General features: G+C 41.8%; 22 protein-coding genes. 5 read left to right on the top strand and 17 right to left on the bottom strand.

The window, feature by feature from the left end:
- Positions 1 to 123: 123 nt before the first annotated feature.
- The 5 genes from Q0191_RS07005 to Q0191_RS06985 all read right to left on the bottom strand — a co-directional run bounded on the left by Q0191_RS07005 (position 124) and on the right by Q0191_RS06985 (position 4248).
- Positions 124 to 987: a DegV family protein gene (locus Q0191_RS07005; protein ID WP_297665081.1), complete on the bottom strand. Its 864-nt coding sequence runs from the start codon at positions 985 to 987 to the stop codon at positions 124 to 126.
- Positions 988 to 1129: 142 nt separating this feature from the next.
- Positions 1130 to 1774, bottom strand: coding sequence for a hypothetical protein (locus Q0191_RS07000; protein ID WP_297665079.1), 645 nt, complete (start codon positions 1772 to 1774; stop codon positions 1130 to 1132).
- On the bottom strand, positions 1774 to 2505 hold the full coding sequence (gene rlmB, locus Q0191_RS06995) for a 23S rRNA (guanosine(2251)-2'-O)-methyltransferase RlmB (RefSeq protein ID WP_297665077.1): 732 nt from the start codon (positions 2503 to 2505) through the stop codon (positions 1774 to 1776). The genes Q0191_RS07000 and rlmB overlap by 1 nt, the downstream gene beginning before the upstream one ends.
- 749 nt (positions 2506 to 3254) lie before the next feature.
- Positions 3255 to 3623 (bottom strand): hypothetical protein, encoded by a 369-nt coding sequence (locus tag Q0191_RS06990; protein ID WP_297665075.1) that lies wholly within the window; start codon positions 3621 to 3623, stop codon positions 3255 to 3257.
- Between the two features lie 16 nt (positions 3624 to 3639).
- The gene (locus tag Q0191_RS06985; protein ID WP_297665073.1) at positions 3640 to 4248 is read right to left on the bottom strand and encodes a hypothetical protein; all 609 of its coding nucleotides are present in this window, start codon (positions 4246 to 4248) and stop codon (positions 3640 to 3642) included.
- A gap of 314 nt (positions 4249 to 4562) precedes the next feature.
- Here Q0191_RS06985 and Q0191_RS06980 point away from each other — a divergent pair, with 314 nt between their 5' ends.
- Positions 4563 to 5453, top strand: coding sequence for a helix-turn-helix domain-containing protein (locus Q0191_RS06980; protein WP_297665071.1), 891 nt, complete (start codon positions 4563 to 4565; stop codon positions 5451 to 5453).
- Between the two features lie 173 nt (positions 5454 to 5626).
- Here Q0191_RS06980 and tig read toward each other — a convergent pair whose 3' ends face one another.
- The 5 genes from tig to truA form a co-directional block, all read right to left on the bottom strand.
- Complete coding sequence (gene tig / locus Q0191_RS06975; RefSeq protein WP_297665069.1) at positions 5627 to 6910, bottom strand: trigger factor; 1284 nt, start codon at positions 6908 to 6910, stop codon at positions 5627 to 5629.
- 430 nt (positions 6911 to 7340) lie between these two features.
- Positions 7341 to 7904 carry a TIGR01440 family protein gene (locus tag Q0191_RS06970; protein ID WP_297665067.1) on the bottom strand — a complete coding sequence of 188 codons (564 nt, stop codon included), beginning with the start codon at positions 7902 to 7904 and terminating at the stop codon, positions 7341 to 7343.
- Between the two features lie 12 nt (positions 7905 to 7916).
- Positions 7917 to 8399, bottom strand: coding sequence for an ECF transporter S component (locus tag Q0191_RS06965; RefSeq protein WP_297665065.1), 483 nt, complete (start codon positions 8397 to 8399; stop codon positions 7917 to 7919).
- Positions 8389 to 9150, bottom strand: coding sequence for a bifunctional hydroxymethylpyrimidine kinase/phosphomethylpyrimidine kinase (locus tag Q0191_RS06960; RefSeq protein WP_297665063.1), 762 nt, complete (start codon positions 9148 to 9150; stop codon positions 8389 to 8391). The genes Q0191_RS06965 and Q0191_RS06960 overlap by 11 nt, the downstream gene beginning before the upstream one ends.
- Positions 9140 to 9889, bottom strand: coding sequence for a tRNA pseudouridine(38-40) synthase TruA (gene truA, locus Q0191_RS06955; protein WP_005591721.1), 750 nt, complete (start codon positions 9887 to 9889; stop codon positions 9140 to 9142). Before truA ends, Q0191_RS06960 begins: the two co-directional genes overlap by 11 nt.
- Positions 9890 to 10010: 121 nt before the next feature.
- Here truA and Q0191_RS06950 point away from each other — a divergent pair, with 121 nt between their 5' ends.
- Positions 10011 to 10538 (top strand): NUDIX hydrolase, encoded by a 528-nt coding sequence (locus tag Q0191_RS06950; protein WP_297665058.1) that lies wholly within the window; start codon positions 10011 to 10013, stop codon positions 10536 to 10538.
- A gap of 111 nt (positions 10539 to 10649) precedes the next feature.
- Here the strand turns inward: Q0191_RS06950 and Q0191_RS06945 are convergent, their stop codons facing one another.
- From Q0191_RS06945 to Q0191_RS06915, 7 genes are all read right to left on the bottom strand, one after another.
- The gene (locus Q0191_RS06945; protein WP_297665056.1) at positions 10650 to 11801 is read right to left on the bottom strand and encodes an ABC transporter permease; all 1152 of its coding nucleotides are present in this window, start codon (positions 11799 to 11801) and stop codon (positions 10650 to 10652) included.
- 3 nt (positions 11802 to 11804) lie between these two features.
- Positions 11805 to 12485, bottom strand: a complete 681-nt coding sequence (locus tag Q0191_RS06940) for an ABC transporter ATP-binding protein (protein WP_297665053.1) — start codon at positions 12483 to 12485, stop codon at positions 11805 to 11807.
- On the bottom strand, positions 12478 to 13059 hold the full coding sequence (locus Q0191_RS06935; protein ID WP_297665051.1) for a TetR/AcrR family transcriptional regulator: 582 nt from the start codon (positions 13057 to 13059) through the stop codon (positions 12478 to 12480). Before Q0191_RS06935 ends, Q0191_RS06940 begins: the two co-directional genes overlap by 8 nt.
- 259 nt (positions 13060 to 13318) lie before the next feature.
- Entirely contained in the window at positions 13319 to 14674 is a 1356-nt protein-coding gene (locus tag Q0191_RS06930; protein WP_297665049.1) for a bacteriocin secretion accessory protein, read from the bottom strand.
- 14 nt (positions 14675 to 14688) lie between these two features.
- The gene (gene comA, locus Q0191_RS06925; protein WP_297665047.1) at positions 14689 to 16842 is read right to left on the bottom strand and encodes a peptide cleavage/export ABC transporter ComA; all 2154 of its coding nucleotides are present in this window, start codon (positions 16840 to 16842) and stop codon (positions 14689 to 14691) included.
- 354 nt (positions 16843 to 17196) lie between these two features.
- A complete protein-coding gene (locus Q0191_RS06920) occupies positions 17197 to 17424 on the bottom strand; it encodes a hypothetical protein (protein WP_297665046.1) in 228 nt (75 codons plus the stop codon).
- A 68-nt stretch (positions 17425 to 17492) separates the two neighbouring features.
- Positions 17493 to 17666, bottom strand: coding sequence for a Blp family class II bacteriocin (locus tag Q0191_RS06915; protein WP_149517859.1), 174 nt, complete (start codon positions 17664 to 17666; stop codon positions 17493 to 17495).
- A 225-nt stretch (positions 17667 to 17891) separates the two neighbouring features.
- Between Q0191_RS06915 and rnhC the strand changes: the two genes are divergently transcribed.
- From rnhC to Q0191_RS06900, 3 genes are all read left to right on the top strand, one after another.
- On the top strand, positions 17892 to 18776 hold the full coding sequence (rnhC, locus tag Q0191_RS06910) for a ribonuclease HIII (protein WP_297665043.1): 885 nt from the start codon (positions 17892 to 17894) through the stop codon (positions 18774 to 18776).
- A gap of 3 nt (positions 18777 to 18779) precedes the next feature.
- Positions 18780 to 19409, top strand: coding sequence for a signal peptidase I (gene lepB, locus Q0191_RS06905; RefSeq protein ID WP_297665042.1), 630 nt, complete (start codon positions 18780 to 18782; stop codon positions 19407 to 19409).
- Positions 19410 to 19485: 76 nt separating this feature from the next.
- Positions 19486 to 21379, top strand: a 1894-nt coding sequence (locus Q0191_RS06900; protein ID WP_297665040.1) for an ATP-dependent RecD-like DNA helicase, incomplete at its 3' end; no start/stop codon positions are given.

Raw genomic sequence — 21379 nt, 5'->3', positions numbered from 1 at the left:
TTTGAAAGGTTCCGGGGCCTTACAAATGGGGTAAACAATACCGCCTACTATCATACCAAATTTTCTAACCAAAAGTCAATATATTTGATGCAATTATTTATAAAATAACGATTTCATTTCTATTTAGTCAGAAAGTTCACTGCCAATGCTAAAGAGTCCTAGAGTACCTGGGCCAGTATGCGTCGAAATAACCGGACCAAGAGGCAGGATAAGGACTTCTTTGACCTGCCCAGAAGCTAAAAGCTGCTCCTTGACATTCTCAGCGACTTCTTTTTCGCCTGCATAGGCAATCACTACAAGTGGCTCGGAAATCGTCTCTAGAGTCATCCCAACCACCTCAGCCTGCGCCTTCTTCTTGCCTCGCACCTTAGCGACCGAATCTAGACTTCCATCAGCTGTCACTGCAATGATTGGCTTGATATTGACCAAGCTTCCCATGAGAGCCGCTGCCTTGGAAATGCGACCACCCCGCATGAGGTGGTTGAGGTCATCTACTAAGAAATAGGTCTTTACTCTAGGCACTAAACTTTGAAGCAAAGCTGCCGTCTGCTCTAGGCTCTGACCTGCCGCCCTAGCTTCTACAGCCTTCATAACAAAGAGTCCTTCACCCATCGAAGCTGCCTTGGTGTCAAGGATTGTGATGATTGCCTCAGGATAATCCTCTAAGACCATCTCCCGCGCCATAACTGCACTTTGGTAGGTACCAGACAGGGCGGAAGCAAAAGCCACATAGAGAACTGCTGTGCCCTCCTGAGCATACTGGCGGAAAACATCTTCAAATTGGCCGACATTGATCTGGCTGGTAGTTGGCTTGCTGCCAGACTCCATCTTGGCTAAAAGCTGCTCACTGGTCAGCTTATCCGGTCCGACAGTCTCGTAGGTTTGGCCATCCAGCTGAATGGTTAAGCCCAGAACCTGCACATCATGTTCTTGAGTCCAGCTTTCTGGCAGGTCTGCCGTCGAATCCGTTAAAATTTTAAAGGTCATCTTTTTTCTCCATCATCTTTTAGTGGCCACAGAGAAGACTTCTCCATAGACATAAGCGGGTTATTCCTAGTGATTTGCCTACCACCCTATCGGGACAAGCTATTAGAAATTTCTTGCTTTTTAGGAAAGCTATTTCGCTCGGTCAGTCTAGAACAGGACTGACACCTTGAAAACCTTTCAAATCAAAAATATATTGGAAATATTCATCTTGTGAATCTTTTAAAATCAAGTTTGCCTTACCATCAAGCAATTCAATACAGGTCCATTCCCCATCTAAACACTCAACTTCATATTTTTTATCTTCTAAAAATAAATTTGTTAATTGTCCTTCTGGATATATATTTTGAAAAGAAACCATCCCAGAGTTGTCACTTCGGTAAGCAAGGACAGGAACTTCCACTTTTTGGTTCCCCATATAAAAGGAACTCATACATCTCTTTTCAGCAAGGCACTCATATTTTCCTTTTACATAATTCACAATCTCTTTATTTAAAATTGTAGAAAAATTTAAAATACTGATGAAATCCGCCTTATCAGTGGATAAGGTTTCTACCTCAACCAGATATTTCCAAGCGCCATTTACCTGACTTCCTTGACCGTATAAATCTGTGCAATTCAAGGAATATTGGGTCAATAAATCCTCTAAGGGATACTGATCTGCTTCCTCAGTGATTTCAAAGCAAAAGCAATAATTATCTTCTCTTTTATTATGGTAGATAGCATAAATGATCGGCTCAAACTTTTCTGTTTGGTATTTTTCTAACGCATAACTCCCAAGTACTTGCATTAGCCCACCCGATTTCTAAAGACTTCATACATAAGAATGGCCGCTGCGACGCTAGCATTGAGGCTTTGAACATGGCCATTCATGGGAATAGTCAGCATTTCGTCCACCTGCTTCTTGATGTTGCTGGAAATCCCCTTGCCTTCGTTGCCGATGATGAGGGCCAGCTTGCCTGCCGTATTCCACTTATGAACAGGCGTCCCCTGCATATCCGTCCCAAAAATCCAGAAGCCAGCTTCCTTGAGCTTGTCCAGAGTCTGGCTGAGATTGGTCACACGGGCAATAGGAATGTGCTCGATAGCGCCCGTAGAGGTCTTGGCCACAACTGGTGTCACGCCGACTGCTCGGTGCTTGGGAATGATCACTCCCGTGACATTGGTAGCATCAGCCGTCCGTAAGATAGAGCCTAGATTATGCGGGTCTGTCAAGCCATCCAAAATCAACAGCAGAGGATTCTCTTCCTGCTCCGCTTTTTTCAAAATATCCGCCAAATCTGCATAGGCAAACTCCGATACCCGCAAAACAAAGCCTTGGTGAACGGCTCCATCCGTCATCTCCTGCAAGGTTTTCTTGGGTGTCCAAGAGATAGAAACCTTCTTTTCTGCCGCCAAATCTTTCAGCTTGCTCACGTTTTTGCCACGCAAGTCGTCCTGAATGTAAAGTTTATTTCCCGTATTGGCCATCAAGGCCTCGGTCACAGCATGCACGCCGTAAACAATATCATTTTTTTCCATACTAACAGTATATCACAAGCTCCCCCAAAAAATCTGTCCAAAAGCTAAATATCTCTCTATGACAGCCTAGCATTTCTCAGCAAGCAGCTAAAAACTGCTTTTCGTTATCCTATTTGTTTTTGAAATCATTCCTTATTTGAGACTTAGAAACCAGCTAGCCTAGCCAGTTCTGCTAGCTGGTTTCCAAACAGAAAGAAATCCCCCCTTGTCAGACACTTACTTTCGGTCAACGGCTATCAAAAGCATCATCTACCCCAAAAACTAAAGGAAAGTGACCGGCCGAGGCCTAGGTTACTAATAATCTATAGGAAAAGCGACCGACCGAGGCCTAGATTGCCATGAATCTATAGGAAAAGTGACCAGCCGAGGCCTAGATTGCCATGAATCTATAGGAAAAGTGACTAGCCGAGGCCTAGATTGCCATGAATCTATAGGAAAAGTGACCAGCCGAGGCCTAGGCTAAACTCACTTTCTCTAAGCAGTCACACCAAGAGATTAAAGTTCTTATCCTAGAGGCAAATAACTAAACACGAGACAAGAAGAGTTTGGGACAAAAAGATTTCAATTTTTAAAAATCTTAATTATTAAGCCCTTCAAATCTATAATTAAATGCGAAAAGCGAACAAAGCAGAATTCTGATTACCAGAAAACTAGTCTTGTTCGCTTTTTATATTTGAGGTCGGACTTTTGTCCCACTCTCTTTCTCTCTAATTCAGCAACTAGCAATTAACATCAGCAAGTTGTATGATTTAGTTATTCTTAAGTGCTTCTTTGATTTCACCAACTGTTGCAGCAATACTTTTATCTTGGAAAGATTTTAATTCTTTATTGCCATTCTCATCGGTTGTCTCTACGGGATTACTGTAGTCATCTGTAGAGCTAGTTGTAAAACCACCTGATTTGTCTGCAATGATCAGTTTACTGTCTGATAAACCTGAAAAGTAGTCATTAATTTCTTTTTCAGATTTGCCTTTTAGTAAATTCTTATAAATTGAAATCGTCTGATTTTCGCTTGTTTTACCGATTGTAGTTTCTGCAATAACTGGTTTCAGCAAAGTATATGAAGCAATTCCTAATGCTACGACTGATAAAGTTAACAGTACCTTTTTCTTAGCCATTTTTTGACCTACTTTCTTAAACAGGGTTACTTACTTTATATCTTGAACCTGTGTTAGGGTTATATGTCTTAAAATACGTTCCCCTACGACTGTTAACAGGTACATATGCACCATCGTTAACTACAACTGAAATACCGTACCCATCTTCTACCAAGCCACTATCTCCTTGGGCTTGCCAATACAAATAGTTCCCGCTACCCCATGATGGTTTAAAACGTTCTTCTCCATAACGCCAGCCCCTTGCATAAAATGCATTAGATTGATACTCTTGATTTGGGTATAACACATGCACTCGAGTCGGAATCCAAGCACCAAAGAATGCTGTTCCTGAAGTGTTCTCTTGATTTTTTGAAATGTCTTGCGTAGCTAAATATTTTTTATAATCAGCTACTTTCATAACCTTTCCTTCGCTAGCCACCTGTTCTGGAGGGAAATTGTCACTCCCATCCTTATTAGTTATAATACCTCCACTAGGTGTCGTTAAAACATATTGATCATCCTTTAGGCCTTGAGTAACTTGTTCAATCTGCTGACTTGTCATTCTCTCTTCCGCTTTTGCAGTCGTCCCTGTAAACAAAATGACACTTGCACTCGCAGCTAATCCCAATGCTATCATTTTTTTCATTTTCTTCTCTCCTTAGAGTCTGTACCTAGCTATATATGATTACAAACTTAATAATATAAACTTCATAATCAACCAAAGAAGTAAAATTTTATGCAATCTAAATCATCCAATCACCTCTGATTTCTATCTAATATTGAATTATTCCTATATTCTTAAATAACATTTGTTAAGAATATGAAATAGAAAACAACACTATTACTACACTCCAATATTTTTTCTTTTTATTTGCTTATCTCTTTACTAAAGTATACAATATTAATAAAGATCATGTAGTATTGTTTTAACTATTTTCAAGTTTTTTTGGAGATTATGATATGAGATATGATTTTGGAAAAGTTTATCAAGAAATTAGAAAGTCTAAAAACCTCACTCAGTCAGATGTGTGTGGCAATGTACTGTCTCCTACAACACTCTCTAAGATAGAGAATGGACTTGTCGTTCCAAAGTATGAGAACATGGCTTTTTTACTTCAACAAATTAATATGAGCTTTGATGAATTTGATTATATTTGTAATCTTTACCATCCTAGCGAGCATATCGAACTCTTCAATAAAATCAGCAATATTCATTCAATTAGTGGAGTAAGAGAACTTGAAGCTATTCATAAAAAATGTGAATCTTATCTAAAAACTCATTGTGATATCTCTATCCAAAAATTGCACCAATCTTTGACCGTTGTACTCCAAATTAGAAAGAATGGAATTTTAAACATAGATAAAGTGACACAAGATATCGTTGATATTCTATGGAGCGATTTAAAACACCATGATACATGGTACGCATCAGATTTCAACATTTTAAACTCCATTCTTTTTATCCTTCCTACGGAGACCATTATAGATACAACCCAATTAATTCTTCACAGACTAGAAAAATACTCTGATTTTCAAAATATCCTTCCTATAAAGCTAGCCATCCTATCAAATTTGTCCACCTTTTATTTTTATTATAAACACTATCCCATATGCAGTCATATTTGTTCGATTGTTATTAAAACAGCAAAATTACTTAAACGATATGATGCAATTGCATTTCATTCGGCTAGAATCGGAATTTGTGATGCTGATGAAGAACTAATACAAAAGAATCTTGAAATATTACGTTTACTAGAGGAAGATGAGTTATTAAAAATTATTGAAAACGAAATAGCTGCATTTCATGCTACTAAAACATTAAACGAAATGGGTATGCCATGGATGTTGTGATATGAGTTCTATAATTTCTACAGAGATTAACTCCCTGTAGGAATTGTAGAGCTTATTTTAATCTAGAGATTAGCTTTCCCATTTTAAACCACCTCCCCAAGATCAAAAAAGAGAGAACAAATCGTTCTCTCCTGCGCTTGCATCTGTCATCCACTAGGGTTGACTAGAAGCTATTATTTTACTTTAGCAGTGCTTGTGATGACTTCAACTGCTTTTTTAACAGCGATATCATGTTTCAGCATTTCTTCTGAAAGCAATTGGCGAACACGGTCTGCTTCCATGTTGTAGTCTGTTGCCAATGAAGTGATTTCTGCTTCAACTTCTTCAGCGCTAGCTTCAAAGCCTTCTGCTTTCGCAACTGCTTCTACAACAAGGTTAGTCTTAGTGCGTGCTGCAGCATCTGCTTCATATTGTTTGTGAAGGTCTTCTTGAGTTGTACCAGTGATTTGGAAGTACATATCAGGAGAGATACCTTGACGTTGCATGTTGCCGAGGAATTCGTTCACAGCGCGATGAACTTCTTCGTGAATCATTTCTTCTGGAAGGTCAACGATTTCTGCATTTTCTACTGCAAGATCAATCGCTGCTGCTTCAACTGCATCGTTGTAAGCTGCTTCTTTCGCTTCTGCTAATTCTTTACGGTATTTTTCTTTCAATTCAGCAAGAGTTTCAACTTCTTCGTCGATGTCTTTTGCAAGTTCATCATCAAGAGCTGGAACTTCTTTTTCTTTAACTTCATGGATTGTTGTAACGAATTTTGCTTCTTTACCAGCAAGGTCAGCTGCTTGGTAGTCTTCTGGGAAGGTTACAACAACGTCTACTGTTTCACCAGCTGAGTGACCAACCAATTGGTCTTCGAAACCTGGGATGAATTGACCTGAACCAAGTCCAAGTGAGAAGTTATCGCCTTTTCCGCCGTCAAATTCAACACCGTCAACAGAACCAACAAAGTCGATGACAACTGTATCCCCTTCAGCTGCTGCCCCATCTTTCAGAACCAATTCAGCCAAGTTGTTGCGTTCACGCTCAATGCGCTCATCAACTTCAGCATCAGTCACTTCCTTAGAAACTTCTACAGATACTTCAAGGTCTTTGTAAGCACCCAATTTCACTTCAGGTTTTGTCACAACTTCAGCAGTGATGACCCAGTCTTGGCCTTTTTCCATTGAACTCACATCAATTTTTGGTTGTGCAACCACTTCAAGACCAGCTTCTTTCACAGCTGCTTCATAAGCTGCTGGAAGCAAGGCATTCAAGACATCTTGATAAAGTGATTCTTCACCAAAACGTTGGTTGAAGACTGGACGAGGAATATGACCTTTACGGAAACCTGGTACAGCAATATTTTTCTTAACTGCATTAAAAGCGCGATCCAAAGCAGGTTTGATTTGGTCTTGACCGATAGTGAAAGTCAATACTCCACGATTTGTTTCTTTGTTTTCAAATGATACAGACATTCTGTCAGTTCTCCTTCAAATTTTTTACATACAATCCATTATAACATAAGTAGCAGTTTTTTCAAGCGGCACCTTTTATTTTTCGCCCTTTTCCCCTTTCATACGCTGAAATCCAAGCCACTTTTTGCTCTTTTTTGACCATTTGCCCAACTCTTAGCAGACAATATTTTCCTATAACTGTCAATTTACTTTCTTCGCCAGCACAAGAATCGACAGGCAAGGTCTACCATTTGGGAAAAGAGAGTGGGACAGAAATCGGTAATTCGTTAAAATTCGATTTCGTCGTCCCACCTCCGCACAGTTGAGTAGGGCTGTAAAAACTGATGAAATCAGCGTAGTAGAGTCCACTCAACCACTGCGTCTTGCTCGACAATCCAAAGACAATTGAGAGGCTAGGACTTTTGTCCCAGCCTCCCTTCTCCTATTTCTACTAGGATTTTCGAATTCTATCCTCAATATAAGACGCTCTAGCTCCGCCAATCAACTTGGGACGACTGGCAAGGGCGGTAACATGAGCCTGACCCAAACTGCGCAGCTGAGGGCGAATCGGAACCTGAACATGCTTGACATGCATTCCGATTGATGTATCTCCCACATCCAAGCCAGCATGGGCTGTGATGAACTCAACCTCCACAGGATCTTCCATATAGTCAAAAGCTGCTAACTGGCCACTTCCGCCTGCATGGAGGCTGGGCAGGACATTGACAATTTCTAGGTCTTTCTTTTCTGCCAATTCTCGCTCCACGACCAAGGCACGGTTGAGGTGCTCACAGCCTTGAACGGCCAAGTAAATCCCCCGAGCTTGCAGAATATCTAACAAGGTCTTGACAATGACCTGACCGACTACCCTGCTGGAATGCTGGCCAATGTGTCCCCCCATGACTTCACTAGAAGATAGACCTAGGACAAAAATATTTCCCTTAACCAAACCCGCTTTGTCCAAGACATTTGTAGCGATCTGGCTGGTCTCCTTTTCAAGCTTCTCTAAATCCATCTCTTACCTCACTTACTCTGGCTGAAGGGCTCTTTTCAAGACAAGGGGAAAGGCTCTGTAAAGGGAATAGCCGACCACCAAACCAAAAATATTTTGCATGACATTGCCCCAAATCGCTGCGATAGCTGAACCAGGCCCACTCAAGATGCTACCAAAGAGAGCATAGCCGCCGACCATAGCAACTCCTGCCAGGAACAAACCAATATAACGCTGCTTGCCAGTGAAACCAGCAAAGTAGCCTTGAAGGCCATGGCAGATGAGGCTAAAGAGCATCCACTGAGGATAGCCCGCCACTAGGTCAATCAAGAGACCGGACAGACCACCAACCAAAGCTCCTTCCTTACGACCAAAATAAAATGCGGTAAAGTAAATCCCAGCATCTAGCAAGGTCAGAAAGCCAGTTGGCGTAGGGATTTTGAAAAAGTTCCCCAAAACAATAGATAGGGCTGTAATGACAGCTAGCAAAGCGATTTTTCTTGTCTGATTATTTTTCATATTGAATAACTCCATACTGATCTGAGCGCTGGATAGCGCGGTAAACAAAATCTTTTGAATAGTTGACGGCTTCAAGAGGGGATTGACCTGCCAAAAGCTGACTAGCTATGCTCGAAGCGAAGGTACAACCTGCTCCTGTATTATTATTTGGCAAAACAGGGCTTTCTAGTAGCTGAAAGTCTTTGCCATCGTAAAATAAATCTATAGCCTGATCTTGGCTAAAACGATTTCCTCCCTTGATCACGACATTTTGAGCTCCCAGTTCATGGAGAGCCACAGCCGCAGCCTTGAGGTCATCCAAAGTCTTAATATCCGACTGGATCAGGATCTCTGCTTCTGGTAGATTGGGCGTGATAATGGTCGTATAAGGGAAAAATTTGATCAATTCATCTCGGAGGGCCGAAACTTCCACATCGTGGGTTTCCTTACAGACTAAGACAGGGTCTAGCACGACCGGTATACCCGCTTGCTTTTTGATGAAGTCCAGAGCCTGATCTGCAATGGCAACCGTTGGCAATAAGCCCAACTTGATAGCCGAAAAAGGCACATCTTTGAGCGAAGAGAGTTGCTGCGAGAAGACCTGCTCGTCGGTCGGAAGGACTTCAAATCCCTTGTCTGTCATAGCGGTTAAGCAAGTCACCGCTACGAAACCATGCAGGCCATGGACTGTATAAGTAGCTAGATCCGCATGAAGACCACCACCACTAAAAATGTCATTGCCAGAAAGGGCTAAAATCAACTTATTCTTCATAGATAATCTCCTTTAGATAAAGACCGTTAGGCGCTGCGGTTGGCCCAGCTAGTTGCCGATCCTTTTCTTCTAAAATCCGTTCGATTTGGTTGACTGGCATCCTCTTATTTCCAATCTTGAGCAGGGTTCCCACCATGTTGCGGATTTGTTTATAGAGAAAGCCATTGCCAGAAAAAGTAAAGACTAGAAAATTACGTTGCGCATCAAAGGTCAGACTGGCCTTTGTAATCGTACGAACCTTATTTTCCACACTGGTACCCGAGGCTGTAAAACCTGTAAAATCATGCGTTCCCTCCAAGGCTTTAATGGCCTGCTCCATCAGAGGAATCTCCAAAGGATAGGGATAGTGGGTCGCATAGTGGCGCATCATCGGATTTTTTGGACGACCAATATCCACCAGAAACTCATAGGTCTTGCTGTGCGGCTTGTAACGGGCATGAAAATCCTCCGTTACTTCCTCCACAGAAATGACATCAATATCTTCTGGCGTCTGGGTATCCAAGGCAAAACGTAGCTTTTCTTCATCCCTAGCTGACGGGAGGTCAAAGTGAATGACCTGCCCAAGCGCATGGACACCACTGTCGGTCCGACCAGCTCCATGGATGACAATGGGCTGACCTTTGTTGATACGAGTTAAAGTTTTTTCGATTTCTTCCTGAACGCTCCGAGCATGAGGCTGGCGCTGAAAGCCAGCAAAGTCATGTCCGTCGTAGGAAATAAGGGCTTTATAACGAGTCATGCCATTATTTTAACAGGAAAAAAAGCCTGTCGCAAGAGAGAAAGAATACAACTGTCCGGGTACAGAAAGTGTTGACAGAAAGCTCTAAATCAAGTAAACTAAAAAACGCAAGGAGGACACTATGGCAAAGGATATTTCTTATACCCAAGGGCAGGAGCGCTTTCGCTATCGGGCTGCTGCACTCATCATTGAGGAGGAAGCCCTCTGTGTCATGTCTTCTCCTAGCGAAGACTATTTCTATTCAGTGGGAGGGGCGGTCAGATTTGGAGAGACCTCCAAAGAAGCTGTCCAGCGAGAAGTTTTCGAAGAAACAGAACAAAAGTATGAGATTGAAAAGCTGGCTTTTGTTCATGAAAATTTATTTTCCAACTCAACCGGCATCCTCAAAGGACTAGACTGTCATGAGATTTGCTTCTATTATCTGATGAAGCCTCACGGCAAGCAGTTTTACTACCAACATAACCAAGAAAAAGTCTGCTGGATTCCCCTGACAGACTTGGAAAACTACAAAGTTTTTCCAAAGGAAATCACGCACATCCTCAAGCACCTCCAGACAGGTATCCAGCATATCGTTAGTAAAAAAGAGAGTGGGACAGAAATAGGTAATTCGTTAGAATTCGATTTCGTCGTCCCACCTCCGCACAGTTGAGTAGGGCTGTAAAAGCTGATGGAATCAGCGTAATAGAGCCCACTCAACCACTGCGTCTTGCTCGACAATCCAAAGACAATTAAGAGGCTAGGACTTTTGTCCCAGCCTTTTTTATTCTCCCAGCATCACCTGCTTGATGGTCAGTTGATCTATCTTCCTACTGGATACATAGATGAAACTTTCATAGACTAAGGTAAAGATCAACAAAGTTATCAGGCATACTCCAAAATCAAAATCATACTCAACTTTCTGAGCTATTGATTTTTCCATCAATCTAAGTAAAAGCTGCATAATCCCATACTGATAGCCCGTTCCTAAGACAAAGCCCAAAAAGGCAAGAAAGCGGTAGGGAGCAAATAAACTCTTACGGCACTCATTTTTGCTATAACCAAAAACCTTCATAATAGCCAGTGTTTCCTGATTTTCCTGCAGGAGAACTCCCAGCGACAGATAGAGGATTGCTACTGACAGGACAGTACCGATTGACATCATCATCATCTGAATGATTTCATCTGTCAATTCCTTCATGCCATATGATAGTTGAATCATAGCTGAAAAGCACATAGATCCAAAAATGACGAAGAAAATTAATAATTTTCGAGACCAGAGCAGGCTGGCAGAAAAATCTTTTAAAAAAGGACGGTCTTTCCTTATTTTCTTTGTTGCTTTCCTTTTTGGTGACTTTTGACTAGAGCTGACCCGCTTGAGCAAGTCTAGAGCAGGCAAACGTAGATAATAACTAGCGCAGAGAACGGCTAAAGCAGTAAAGGCTAGAGTCGGTAAGACAACGAGAAACAAGAATAGGGACCAATGTTGCATAATGGTGATTTCAGACAAAACCCCGCTTTGATTACGTAACTGATAAAAATGCGGCATCATAGCAAAAGAAGATAAATAGCCAACGCCTGTTCCCAAACCAACTGGAAGACTAAAAATCCAAAACTTTCGGCTAATTTCCCAGTTTTTATAGCCCATAGCCTTTAAAATTCCTAATTCTGGCTTATGCTGGTCAATAAATTGCCGAATGTAAAAGAAGAGGAGGAGCATCGATGTCAGGGATAAAACAGCTCCGCTAACTGATGCAATTAACCAAGAGATAGCAACTTGAGCATCATAAGCAGCTTGAATCTCAGGCAACCAATTTGTTTGATCTAGTAAACTGATATCCAGATAAAAATTTAAAAATAGATTGCTCACAAACACCGCACAAAAGCTAATAACTGATACAACGACTAGTCTATACAAATCTTTTATTGAAAACATAGCTTACCATCCAATCTCATAGGCCGTTTTGGGCTGGCTATTTGTCTCTATGCTTTGGATCTGGCCGCTATTGATATGGACAACAGTCTTGGCCATCTGAGCAATATTTGTATTGTGGGTTACCATGACCAGCGTAAAGCCTAGCTCTTCTTGAAGACTTGAAATATAGGCTAGAATCTGACGACCTGTTTCCTCGTCCAAAGCTCCAGTCGGCTCATCCAAAAAGAGGACACGAGGTCTTTTGGCTAGGGCTCGTGCAATAGCAACTCGCTGTTGCTCACCTCCTGAAAGCTGACTTGGATAATGTTGGAGTTTATCACCTAAACCTAAAGCCTCCAAAATTTGGACATAATCTTGATTACCTGCTAAGTTGGCACCCATTTTGACATTTTGCTCCACTGTGAGATTTGGAAGTAAGAAATACTGCTGAAAAATAAAGGCAGTCTGCGCTCGACGAAAAGCCGTCAATTGAGCTTCTGTCAGCTGGGATAGATCTTCCTCGCCGTAGTACACATGACCACTGTCTGGTTTTTCTAGACCTGATAGAACATTGAGCAAGGTTGACTTCCCAGAGCCAGAAGCACCTAAAATGACCAAGTAATCTCGGTCAGCAATCTCCAAGTTGATGCCTCTCAAGACTTCTCTTCCGTTGTAGGACTTGCAAATTTCCTTTAATCTAATCATTCTTGTTTCCTTTCATTTCCTTTAGGAGGGCAGCAAATACTTGCGTCAAACGTTCTGTCACTTCCTCCTGACTAAAAGAATAAATACCCGATGCTATCATGCTAGCCAAGCCATGAGAATAGATAAACAAATGCTGATACACGAACTCTGCACTTTCTATGTGCATGGGATAATCCTCCACAATCGACTCTAATATCTGCTGATAACTATGGTCTTTCTGAGGTAAAAAGTCCTTGAAAGACTCAATGGGGTGCTTGTGAGGATTTAGATAGAGAATTTTAAAAAGCTGAGGCTCCTGACTAGCAAAAAGGATATAAGCCATACCAACTGCTCTGAAAGGCTTGGCCCGCTCCAAAGCCGAACGAATATATTGGACTAGGACAAACTCAGCTGCCCGAACAACCGAATGACTTAAATCCTCCATATTTTCAAACTGACCGAAAATAACCTTGGGACTAGACTGTAAACGTTCAGCCAGAGAACGAGCGGTCAAACCAGCTAAGCCGGCTTCTCTGACAATCCCTAGAGCTGCTTGAATAATCTCATCACGAGTAAATTTATTTTTAGGTGGCATAGAAACTCCTTTTGAGAACAACTGTTGCACAACAATTGTTTCTTAAAATATAATATCACACAAAACATTAAAAAACAAGTATAAAAAGAAGCCTTTCGGCTTCGATTTTTTATTTGATAAATCGCCAAATAAAACGGGATCCTCATTTAGTCAACAAAGGAGTAACAATTCCTCTATCTTTTAGGAGTCCGTACAAACCATGGTTTTTTCATACTTACGAGATAAAAACTTCAATCAAAACTTATCGACTATTCTTCCTTTAGTCCTTTCTCAAGAATTGATCCAAGTAATAGTCAAAGTAAGTTTTGCTTCCTGTGATGACTACTGCACGACCTTCAATACCATAACGCATCTTCTTGGCTTGAGCGTCCGTTAAGGTTATTTCAGCTTCCACCTTAAAGAAGTTGCCTTTTTCCGTTTTCGTCGCATTGTTGTCAATGTTTGAAATTTTAGATTTGAGAACAAATTCTTTATTATTTCCATCCATTGCAGTGAAACGCAGAGTCTCACCTTTTTTCAAACTAGATACATCTTTCGAGGTCACATAGGTTGTGATAACGACCTTTTTTTCCTTGGTCAAAACAGGATACAACTGAGCGAGCAACTTCCCTTCGGGAACCAGATTCGCTCCCGCTGTTTCAGGATTTAGATGGAGAATACCATCTTCAGTAGCTGTGATCATGCCTTTTTGAGTGATGCCACCTTGCACCTTGAGATTATTTTCAACTTCTAAAATCTTTTGATTCAGAGCCGTCAATTCTTGACCAACTTTAGTCAACTGCTGAGCTTTCAAGGACTCAAGCTGGCTATCCAAACTTCCAGAATAGGCTTGCTGAGCACCGGAACCTGCATACTGCACCCGATAACCCGAAAGAGCTGATTCAAACTGCGAAATCTGGTTGTCAATCTGCGACAGAACTTGGCTCTTTAGCTGACCTTGACTATCAGCAGCGGCTTGTGTCTCATAAGCCTGATAGATACTATAGCCGGCATTAGTCGAAGGGACACTTGTCCCATTTTGGATAGCATTTCTAAGAGTCTGATAATCTGCTAATTTAGCATTGGTTTCATTGATCAAATTCCCCAGCTCCGCCTGTGAATTGCTGGCCGCTGAATTTTGAGAAGCAATGGTCGAATTTTGCTGCTCGGTATTACTACGGATACTCGCAGCTTGATTCTTGTAATCATTAAATGCTTGCTCATAGCCGAAGCGATCTTCTCCTGAAAACTGGCTAGTCCCCGTCTTCAGACTTTCTTGCAGCAGCTCCAACTGACGTTTTTGCTCCTTCAAGCTTTCTACTTGAGAGGAGAAAGTTTCTTTTTGAGTATTTTCACTATCAGACTTATACTGAACTAAAAGATCCCCTTTTTTAACAACCTTGTTTTCCTTCAAGTTATTAGTGACAATGGCATTGTTACTGGTTGATTGGATGTTAGCCAGAATCTTTCTAGGTTCAATAGAAGCACCTGAAGTAATAGTGATTTCTTTTTTAGCAAAGAGGGAGAATAAGACCACAAAAATCAACAAGAAGAAAGTCGGTAAAATCACGCGCACAGAAAAGCTAGAATATCTACGGTTATAAAATTCGGCACTCTCTAAGTAATGTTCTTCCATCTTCTTTCTCCTTTCTAACTATTCACCAGATGAGCATAGAAGCCATCCTGAGCAACCAACTCTTCATGCGTTCCTTGCTCCACGATTTCACCCTTGTCCAGAACAACCACTTTTTCAGATCGCTCCGCAATGGTCAATCGATGGGCAATGAAAATGATGGTCTTGTCCAACTCCAAGAGATTGTCGATAATCTTTTTCTCTGTTAAGATATCCAAATTGCTGGTCGCCTCATCGAGGATCAAAACAGGAGCATCGGTCAAAAGAGCCCGAGCCAAGGCCAAGCGCTGACGCTGACCACCTGAAATTCCTGAACCATCTGATGTCAACTCTGTTTGGTAATTCAAAGGCATCCGTTCAATATCTTCACGGATTTCCGCAATTTCCAATGCCCGAATGATTTCTTTCTGAGTCGTTCCGGGCTTGGCACCCAGGAGAACATTCTCCAAGATGGTACCATTAAAAACATAAGGCTGTTGCGGCAAGTAATTGATATGACGACGCAAGACATGCTTGTCAATCTGATTGAGGTTGATATTATTAACCAGAATTTCTCCCTCGTTTGGATCGTAAAAGTTCACGATCATCTTGGCAAGAGTCGTCTTTCCAGAACCAGAAATTCCTACAAAGGCCACCTTGCTGCCTCTTTCAATGGTCAAATTAATATCTGATAGAACGTTTCGTCCATAGCCATACTTGTAGCTGACATTTCTCAACTCAATGTCGCCCTTGGTCATGCTCAAATCACGGATCGCTTTTTTGTCCATAAATTCAGAGTCAACCAGATAAACCTCGTTCAAGCGATTATTGGCAACTTGTGCAGTCTGAAGCTTGGTTTGTAAATTGATAATGTTTTCCAGCGGATTTGTGAAATAAACCAGCAAAGTATTATAAGTAATCAGCTGCCCCAAGGTCATTTTATTGTCCATTACCAAAAGGGCCCCCATCCAAAGGATTGCAACATTCAGCAAGAGCTGAGCTGTCTTCTTCAAGCCGATTTGGATGTTTTCCATCCGACTATAGGCAAATGATTTCTTCAGATAGTCAACAAATTCTCTATCAATCTTTTGATAGCGGAAATCCTCACTGGTCAAGGATTTGATCGTCTCAATCCCATTGATATCCTCGATAATGGAAGAAGACAGAATAGCATTGGATTCCATGGTGTCACGATTCATTTTTTCAAATGGTTTCATGAAGGCAAAAATCACGACAATATAGATCGGCAGCGAGAGCAAGCTGATAAAGAATAAATAGAAGTTTTGCGAGAACAAAACAACTGCCATGACGACAACGATGGAGACATCCAAGAAGATGGAGAGAATGGTACTAGCCAAGGCGTCGATGATACTATTGGCATCATTGAAGCGCGATACAATTTCCCCTGTCCTTCTCGTAGCGAAAAAAGACATGGGTAGATGAAAGACATGCTTGATATAGGACAAAATCACATCAATCGAAAGGCGTTGGCCCAAAATGAGAAGCAGATAGCTCTGAGCATAAGTTAGGACCTGTTGCAAAATGTAGACGACTATTAGACCTAAAGAAATAATCCCTAAGGTATTCCTCATCTGATTGGGTACATAGGTATCAATAATCCCCTGCATATAGTAAGAGCCCACGATATTGATGATCGTAACCAGCATCGTTGCGATAACGATATTGGCAATTAAGCCTTTTTGCTTTATTAAAATTGGAACAAAAGACCAGAGACCATTTTTCTTTTCCTTGTGCGGTCTATATTCCGGTGCTGGGGCAATGAAAATAGAAACACCTGTCCACTCCTGCGCAAACTGTTCCTTAGAAAGCTTGGTCATCTTAACGGCTGGGTCAGGGTCAGCAATATAAACCGAATGTTTATCGTGCCCAGTCACAACATAATAGTGAAGCAATTTCTTGTCTTTGATAACATGGGCGATAAAAGGATAAACGATCCCCTTCATGTCAAATAAAGACATATCCGCTTTAAAGGCTCGTGTTTCAAAACCTAACTCTTCGGAAACCTTCACGAGCCCAAAAGCAGTTGTTCCTCTTAAAGTTGTCTTGGCCATTTCACGCAAACTGGCCAAAGAATAATAGGAACCATAATAACCATATATCATGGCTAGCGCTGCTACACCACAATCTCTCGCGTCAACTTGAGCCCTATAATGACGCTTTGTAAATCTCATACAATCTCCTTTATTCACAAAAGTGTAAATTCATTTTTATGGAGGATACTCCTACATAAAAACTCCTAATAGTGAACTTACTTTTTCAACAGTAGTTACTTGCCAACTCGATGCTTATCAGTTCTCTCCAACAAAAAACAAACACAAAATTAAGGAGGGAAAATTTTCATAGCAAGCAAAAAAGTAGGTATCTTTATCATACACTAATGTGGCATATTTTTCCAATGGTATCAGTCGTTTTACTCTATATAAGCACAAAATTACTTAAAAAACAGACCTAAAGTAACTTTTACACTAAAAAGCCTCTTGTCCAAATCAAGACGAACAAGAGGCTTTATATCGAAACAAAAAGTATTAGTTAAAAACGTCTGTACCTGCAGCACCACCGTTGTTAGCACCGCCACCATTGCTAGAACCACCAGATCTTGAACCAATTCTACCTCTGATGCGACCATATGCACGAATAGCAAGTCCACGTACAGTGCGACCAACTTCACGACCGATATCAAATACAGCACGTACAAGGTCACCACCGACCCATCCACCTTCTACTTCAACCAATTCAGCTTCAGTAAGAGGCATAAATTTTTGATCTAATGATTTAAAATCTTTGTTCATAAAATTCACCTTCTTCTATTTTGAATACTAAATTAGTTGAAAAGTCCTACTAAGAAGCCAGAAACCAATGAGCCACCCAAAATAGCCAATGATACTGTGAAAATATCAACAGGGACTCCGTAGAATGACCATCCACCGTCGATCATCATCATTTCTTCTTCAGTCAACGCAACAAATTGGTTGTCCATCATAGCAAAGTTTTCCATATGTGTTCTCCTTTTTTACAAGGCTTCCTTAACCTTGTTAATATATTGTTTGTGGTCAGTTTTACTCAAACATCGCTTCAACACCTATATTATACAACAACCATATGTGGTTCAACATGACATTTATGTCATGTTTGGAAGAAAAATATGTAATTTTTTTATAATATTTGAAATATCCTCTTTTTCCCATTCTCCCTAGTTTCATTTTGTGGTACAATAGGGGCTATGGAAAGTATAACTTTAAGTCCTAAACGAGAAGAAATTCAGGCTTTTGTCCAGAAATATCGAGACAAGCTTGTGCCCAGTAAAAATCAGTATATCCAATATTTACTGAAATTGAACCAGGCAACTGTCAGTATCTATACTTCTGGCAAGGTTCTTTTCCAAGGAGAAAAAGCTGGTCACTATGCTGCTTTTTTCGGCCATCAAGCGGAGGAAACCAGCAAGACCTCTCAGAACATTTCCCTTATCGGTACTGATGAGGTCGGAAATGGCTCTTACTTTGGTGGTTTAGCAGTTGTTGCTTCCTTTGTCAGTCCAGAACAGCACGCTTTCTTGCGTAATCTGGGCGTGGGCGACTCAAAGACCTTGACCGACCTTAAGATTCGGCAGCTGGCGCCGATTTTGAAAAAGGAAATCCAGCATCAGGCTCTGCTCCTGTCACCAGAAAAATATAACGAAGTGATTGCCTCTGGTTACAACGCTGTGTCTGTCAAGGTGGCTCTTCACAATCAAGCCATTTATCTGCTGTTACAAAAAGGTCTGACACCAGAAAAAATTGTCATCGATGCCTTTACCAGCCAGCAGAATTATGACAAATACCTACAAAATGAAAAGAATCATTTCCCTAATCCTGTTAGCCTCATTGAGAAAGCGGAAGGAAAGTTTCTAGCTGTCGCTGTTAGCTCCATTATCGCTCGCGACCTCTTCCTGGAAAATCTGGAAAAGCTAAGTCAAGAACTTGGCTATACCCTTCCGAGCGGGGCTGGGAGCAAGAGCGATCAAGTTGCTTGCCAGATCCTCCAAGCCTATGGAATGGCTGGCCTCCAGCATACCGCTAAACTTCATTTTAAAAATACAGAAAAAGCTAAAAAGCTCTTAGAAAGGTAGACTATGAAAAACAAACGCTTTGACTTCCGTGCCTTCCTCAAGGAGTGGGGAGTCTTTACCCTGATTGTCTCCGTCATCTTACTCACTCGCTGGCTGCTCTGGGTACCTGTCAAGGTAGACGGCCACTCTATGGATCCAACCTTAGCCAATGGTGAGTATTTGATGGTTTTGAAATACCAGTCCATTGATCGTTTTGATATTGTTGTAGCCACTGAGACAGATGCTGGCAAAGATAAAGAAGTTATCAAGAGAGTGATTGGCCTTCCAGGTGATACCATCCAGTACGAAAACGATACTCTATATATCAATGGCAAAAAAACTGATGAACCTTACTTAACAGAATACATCAAGAAATTCAAAAAGGACAAGCTCCAATCCACTTATGTAGGCAAGGATTATAAGGACAACGGAACTTTCTTCCGCAAGCTAGCCTCTCAAGCCCAGGCCTTTACCGTGGACAAGGAAGGTAGCCCCGTCTTTACCATTAAACTTCTAGACGATGAGTACCTCCTTCTAGGTGACGACCGAATTGTTTCCAAAGATAGTCGCAAAGTCGGTACCTTCCAAAAGGAACAGATTCAAGGCGAAGCTAAATTCCGCATCTGGCCAATCCTACCTTTCAAGACTTACTAATACTTAAGAGTATACCCCATCCAAACTCAGTTGACTACTCAGCTGGGTTTGCTTTTTAAAAACAGATATATAAACAATGACAGAATTTTATTTTTCAGGCACTATTGAACGCATCATTTTTGAAAATCCCAGCAATTTCTTTCGAATCCTCCTCTTGGGTATCCAAGACACGGATTGTGAAGATTTTGATGATTTTGAGATTATCGTGACCGGAACCATGGCCGATATTATCGAAGGCGAAGATTATACATTTTGGGGCAACCTAGTTCAACATCCAAAGTACGGACAGCAGCTAAAAATTTCCCGCTACGAGAGGGCAAAACCAACTAGCAAGGGGCTGGTTAAATATTTTTCCAGTGACCACTTTAAAGGTATCGGCGTCAAAACAGCCCAAAAAATCGTGGATCTTTACGGGGAGGAAACCATTGACAAGATTTTAGCTGAGCCAGAAAAACTTAAAGAAATCACTGGCCTTTCTGCCAAGAACCGAGAAGCCTTTGTGGCCAAACTGCAACTCAACTATGGAACAGAGCTGGTCTTAGCCAAGCTGGCCGCCTACGGCATTCCCAACAAGCTAGCCTTTCAAATCCAAGAAACTTACAAGGAAGAAACGCTGGAAGTTGTCGAGCACTATCCCTACCAATTAGTTGAAGACATCCAAGGCATCGGCTTTAAAATCGCCGATCAGCTAGCCCAGCAGTTGGGAATTGAAAGTGATGCCCCTGAGCGTTTTCGGGCTGGCTTGATCCATACCCTCCTGACCCAGTCCATGGAAACTGGCGATACCTATTTGGAGGCCAGAGACCTATTGGCTCATACTATTGAGCTTTTGGAAAGTTCGCGTCAAGTAGAACTAGATCCCAGTCTGGTAGCCAATGAACTGGCTCACTTGATTGAGGAAGACAAGGTCCAGAATGTCGAAACAAAAATTTTTGAAAATAGTCTCTTCTTTGCCGAGGAAGGAATCCGCAGTAATCTGGTCCGCCTCTTGGAAAAAGGCCATCAGGATCGCTTCGAAGAAGAGAAAATCCTCGATGCCATCAGCCAAGCTGAAGATGACCTAGGCATCCACTATGATCAGATTCAGAAGCAGGCCATTTTCGACGCTATCACACAAAAAGTCTTTATCCTGACGGGTGGACCAGGAACAGGAAAAACAACCGTTATCAATGGTATCATCGCCGTCTACAGTCAGCTTCGAGACTTAGATTTGAAAAAGAAAACAGATCTGCCCATTCTTTTGGCTGCACCGACTGGTCGAGCTGCTCGCCGTATGAACGAGCTGACTGGCCTGCCCAGCGCTACGATTCACCGGCATCTCGGTATGACTGGAGATGATGATACCAGTCATTTGGATGATTATCTGGATGCTGACTTTATCATCGTAGACGAGTTCTCTATGGTAGATACTTGGCTGGCTAACCAGCTCCTCAGCAATATATCCTCCAATACCAAACTGCTCTTGGTTGGTGATGCGGAGCAGTTGCCCTCTGTCAGTCCTGGGCAGGTATTAGCTGACCTACTGCAGATACCGAGCATCCCCCAAACCAAGCTGGAAAAAATTTACCGTCAGAGTCAAGATTCGACCATTGTCACTCTGGCTAGTCAGATCCAAAAAGGACTGCTGCCAGCAGATTTTACTGAGAAAAAAGCGGATCGCTCTTATTTTGAAGCTCGAAATGAGCACATCCCACCTATGATAGAGAGAATCGCTAGCGCCGCTATTCGTAGCGGCATCCCAGCTCAGGATGTGCAAGTGCTGGCTCCCATGTACCGCGGACAGGCCGGTATTGACCAGATTAATAGCCTCATGCAAAATCTCATCAATCCTGTCGAGAAAGAGGAACTGACCTTTGAAGCTCCAGACTGCCAGTACCGCCAGGGCGACCGGGTCATTCATCTGGTCAACGATGCCGAAAGCAATGTCTTTAACGGCGATCTGGGCTATATCACCGACCTCTTGCCTGGCA

It is taken from the genome of uncultured Streptococcus sp. (assembly GCF_938036805.1).
Classification (GTDB): Bacteria; Bacillota; Bacilli; order Lactobacillales; family Streptococcaceae; genus Streptococcus.
This window is presented reverse-complemented; position numbering and strand designations above follow the sequence as displayed.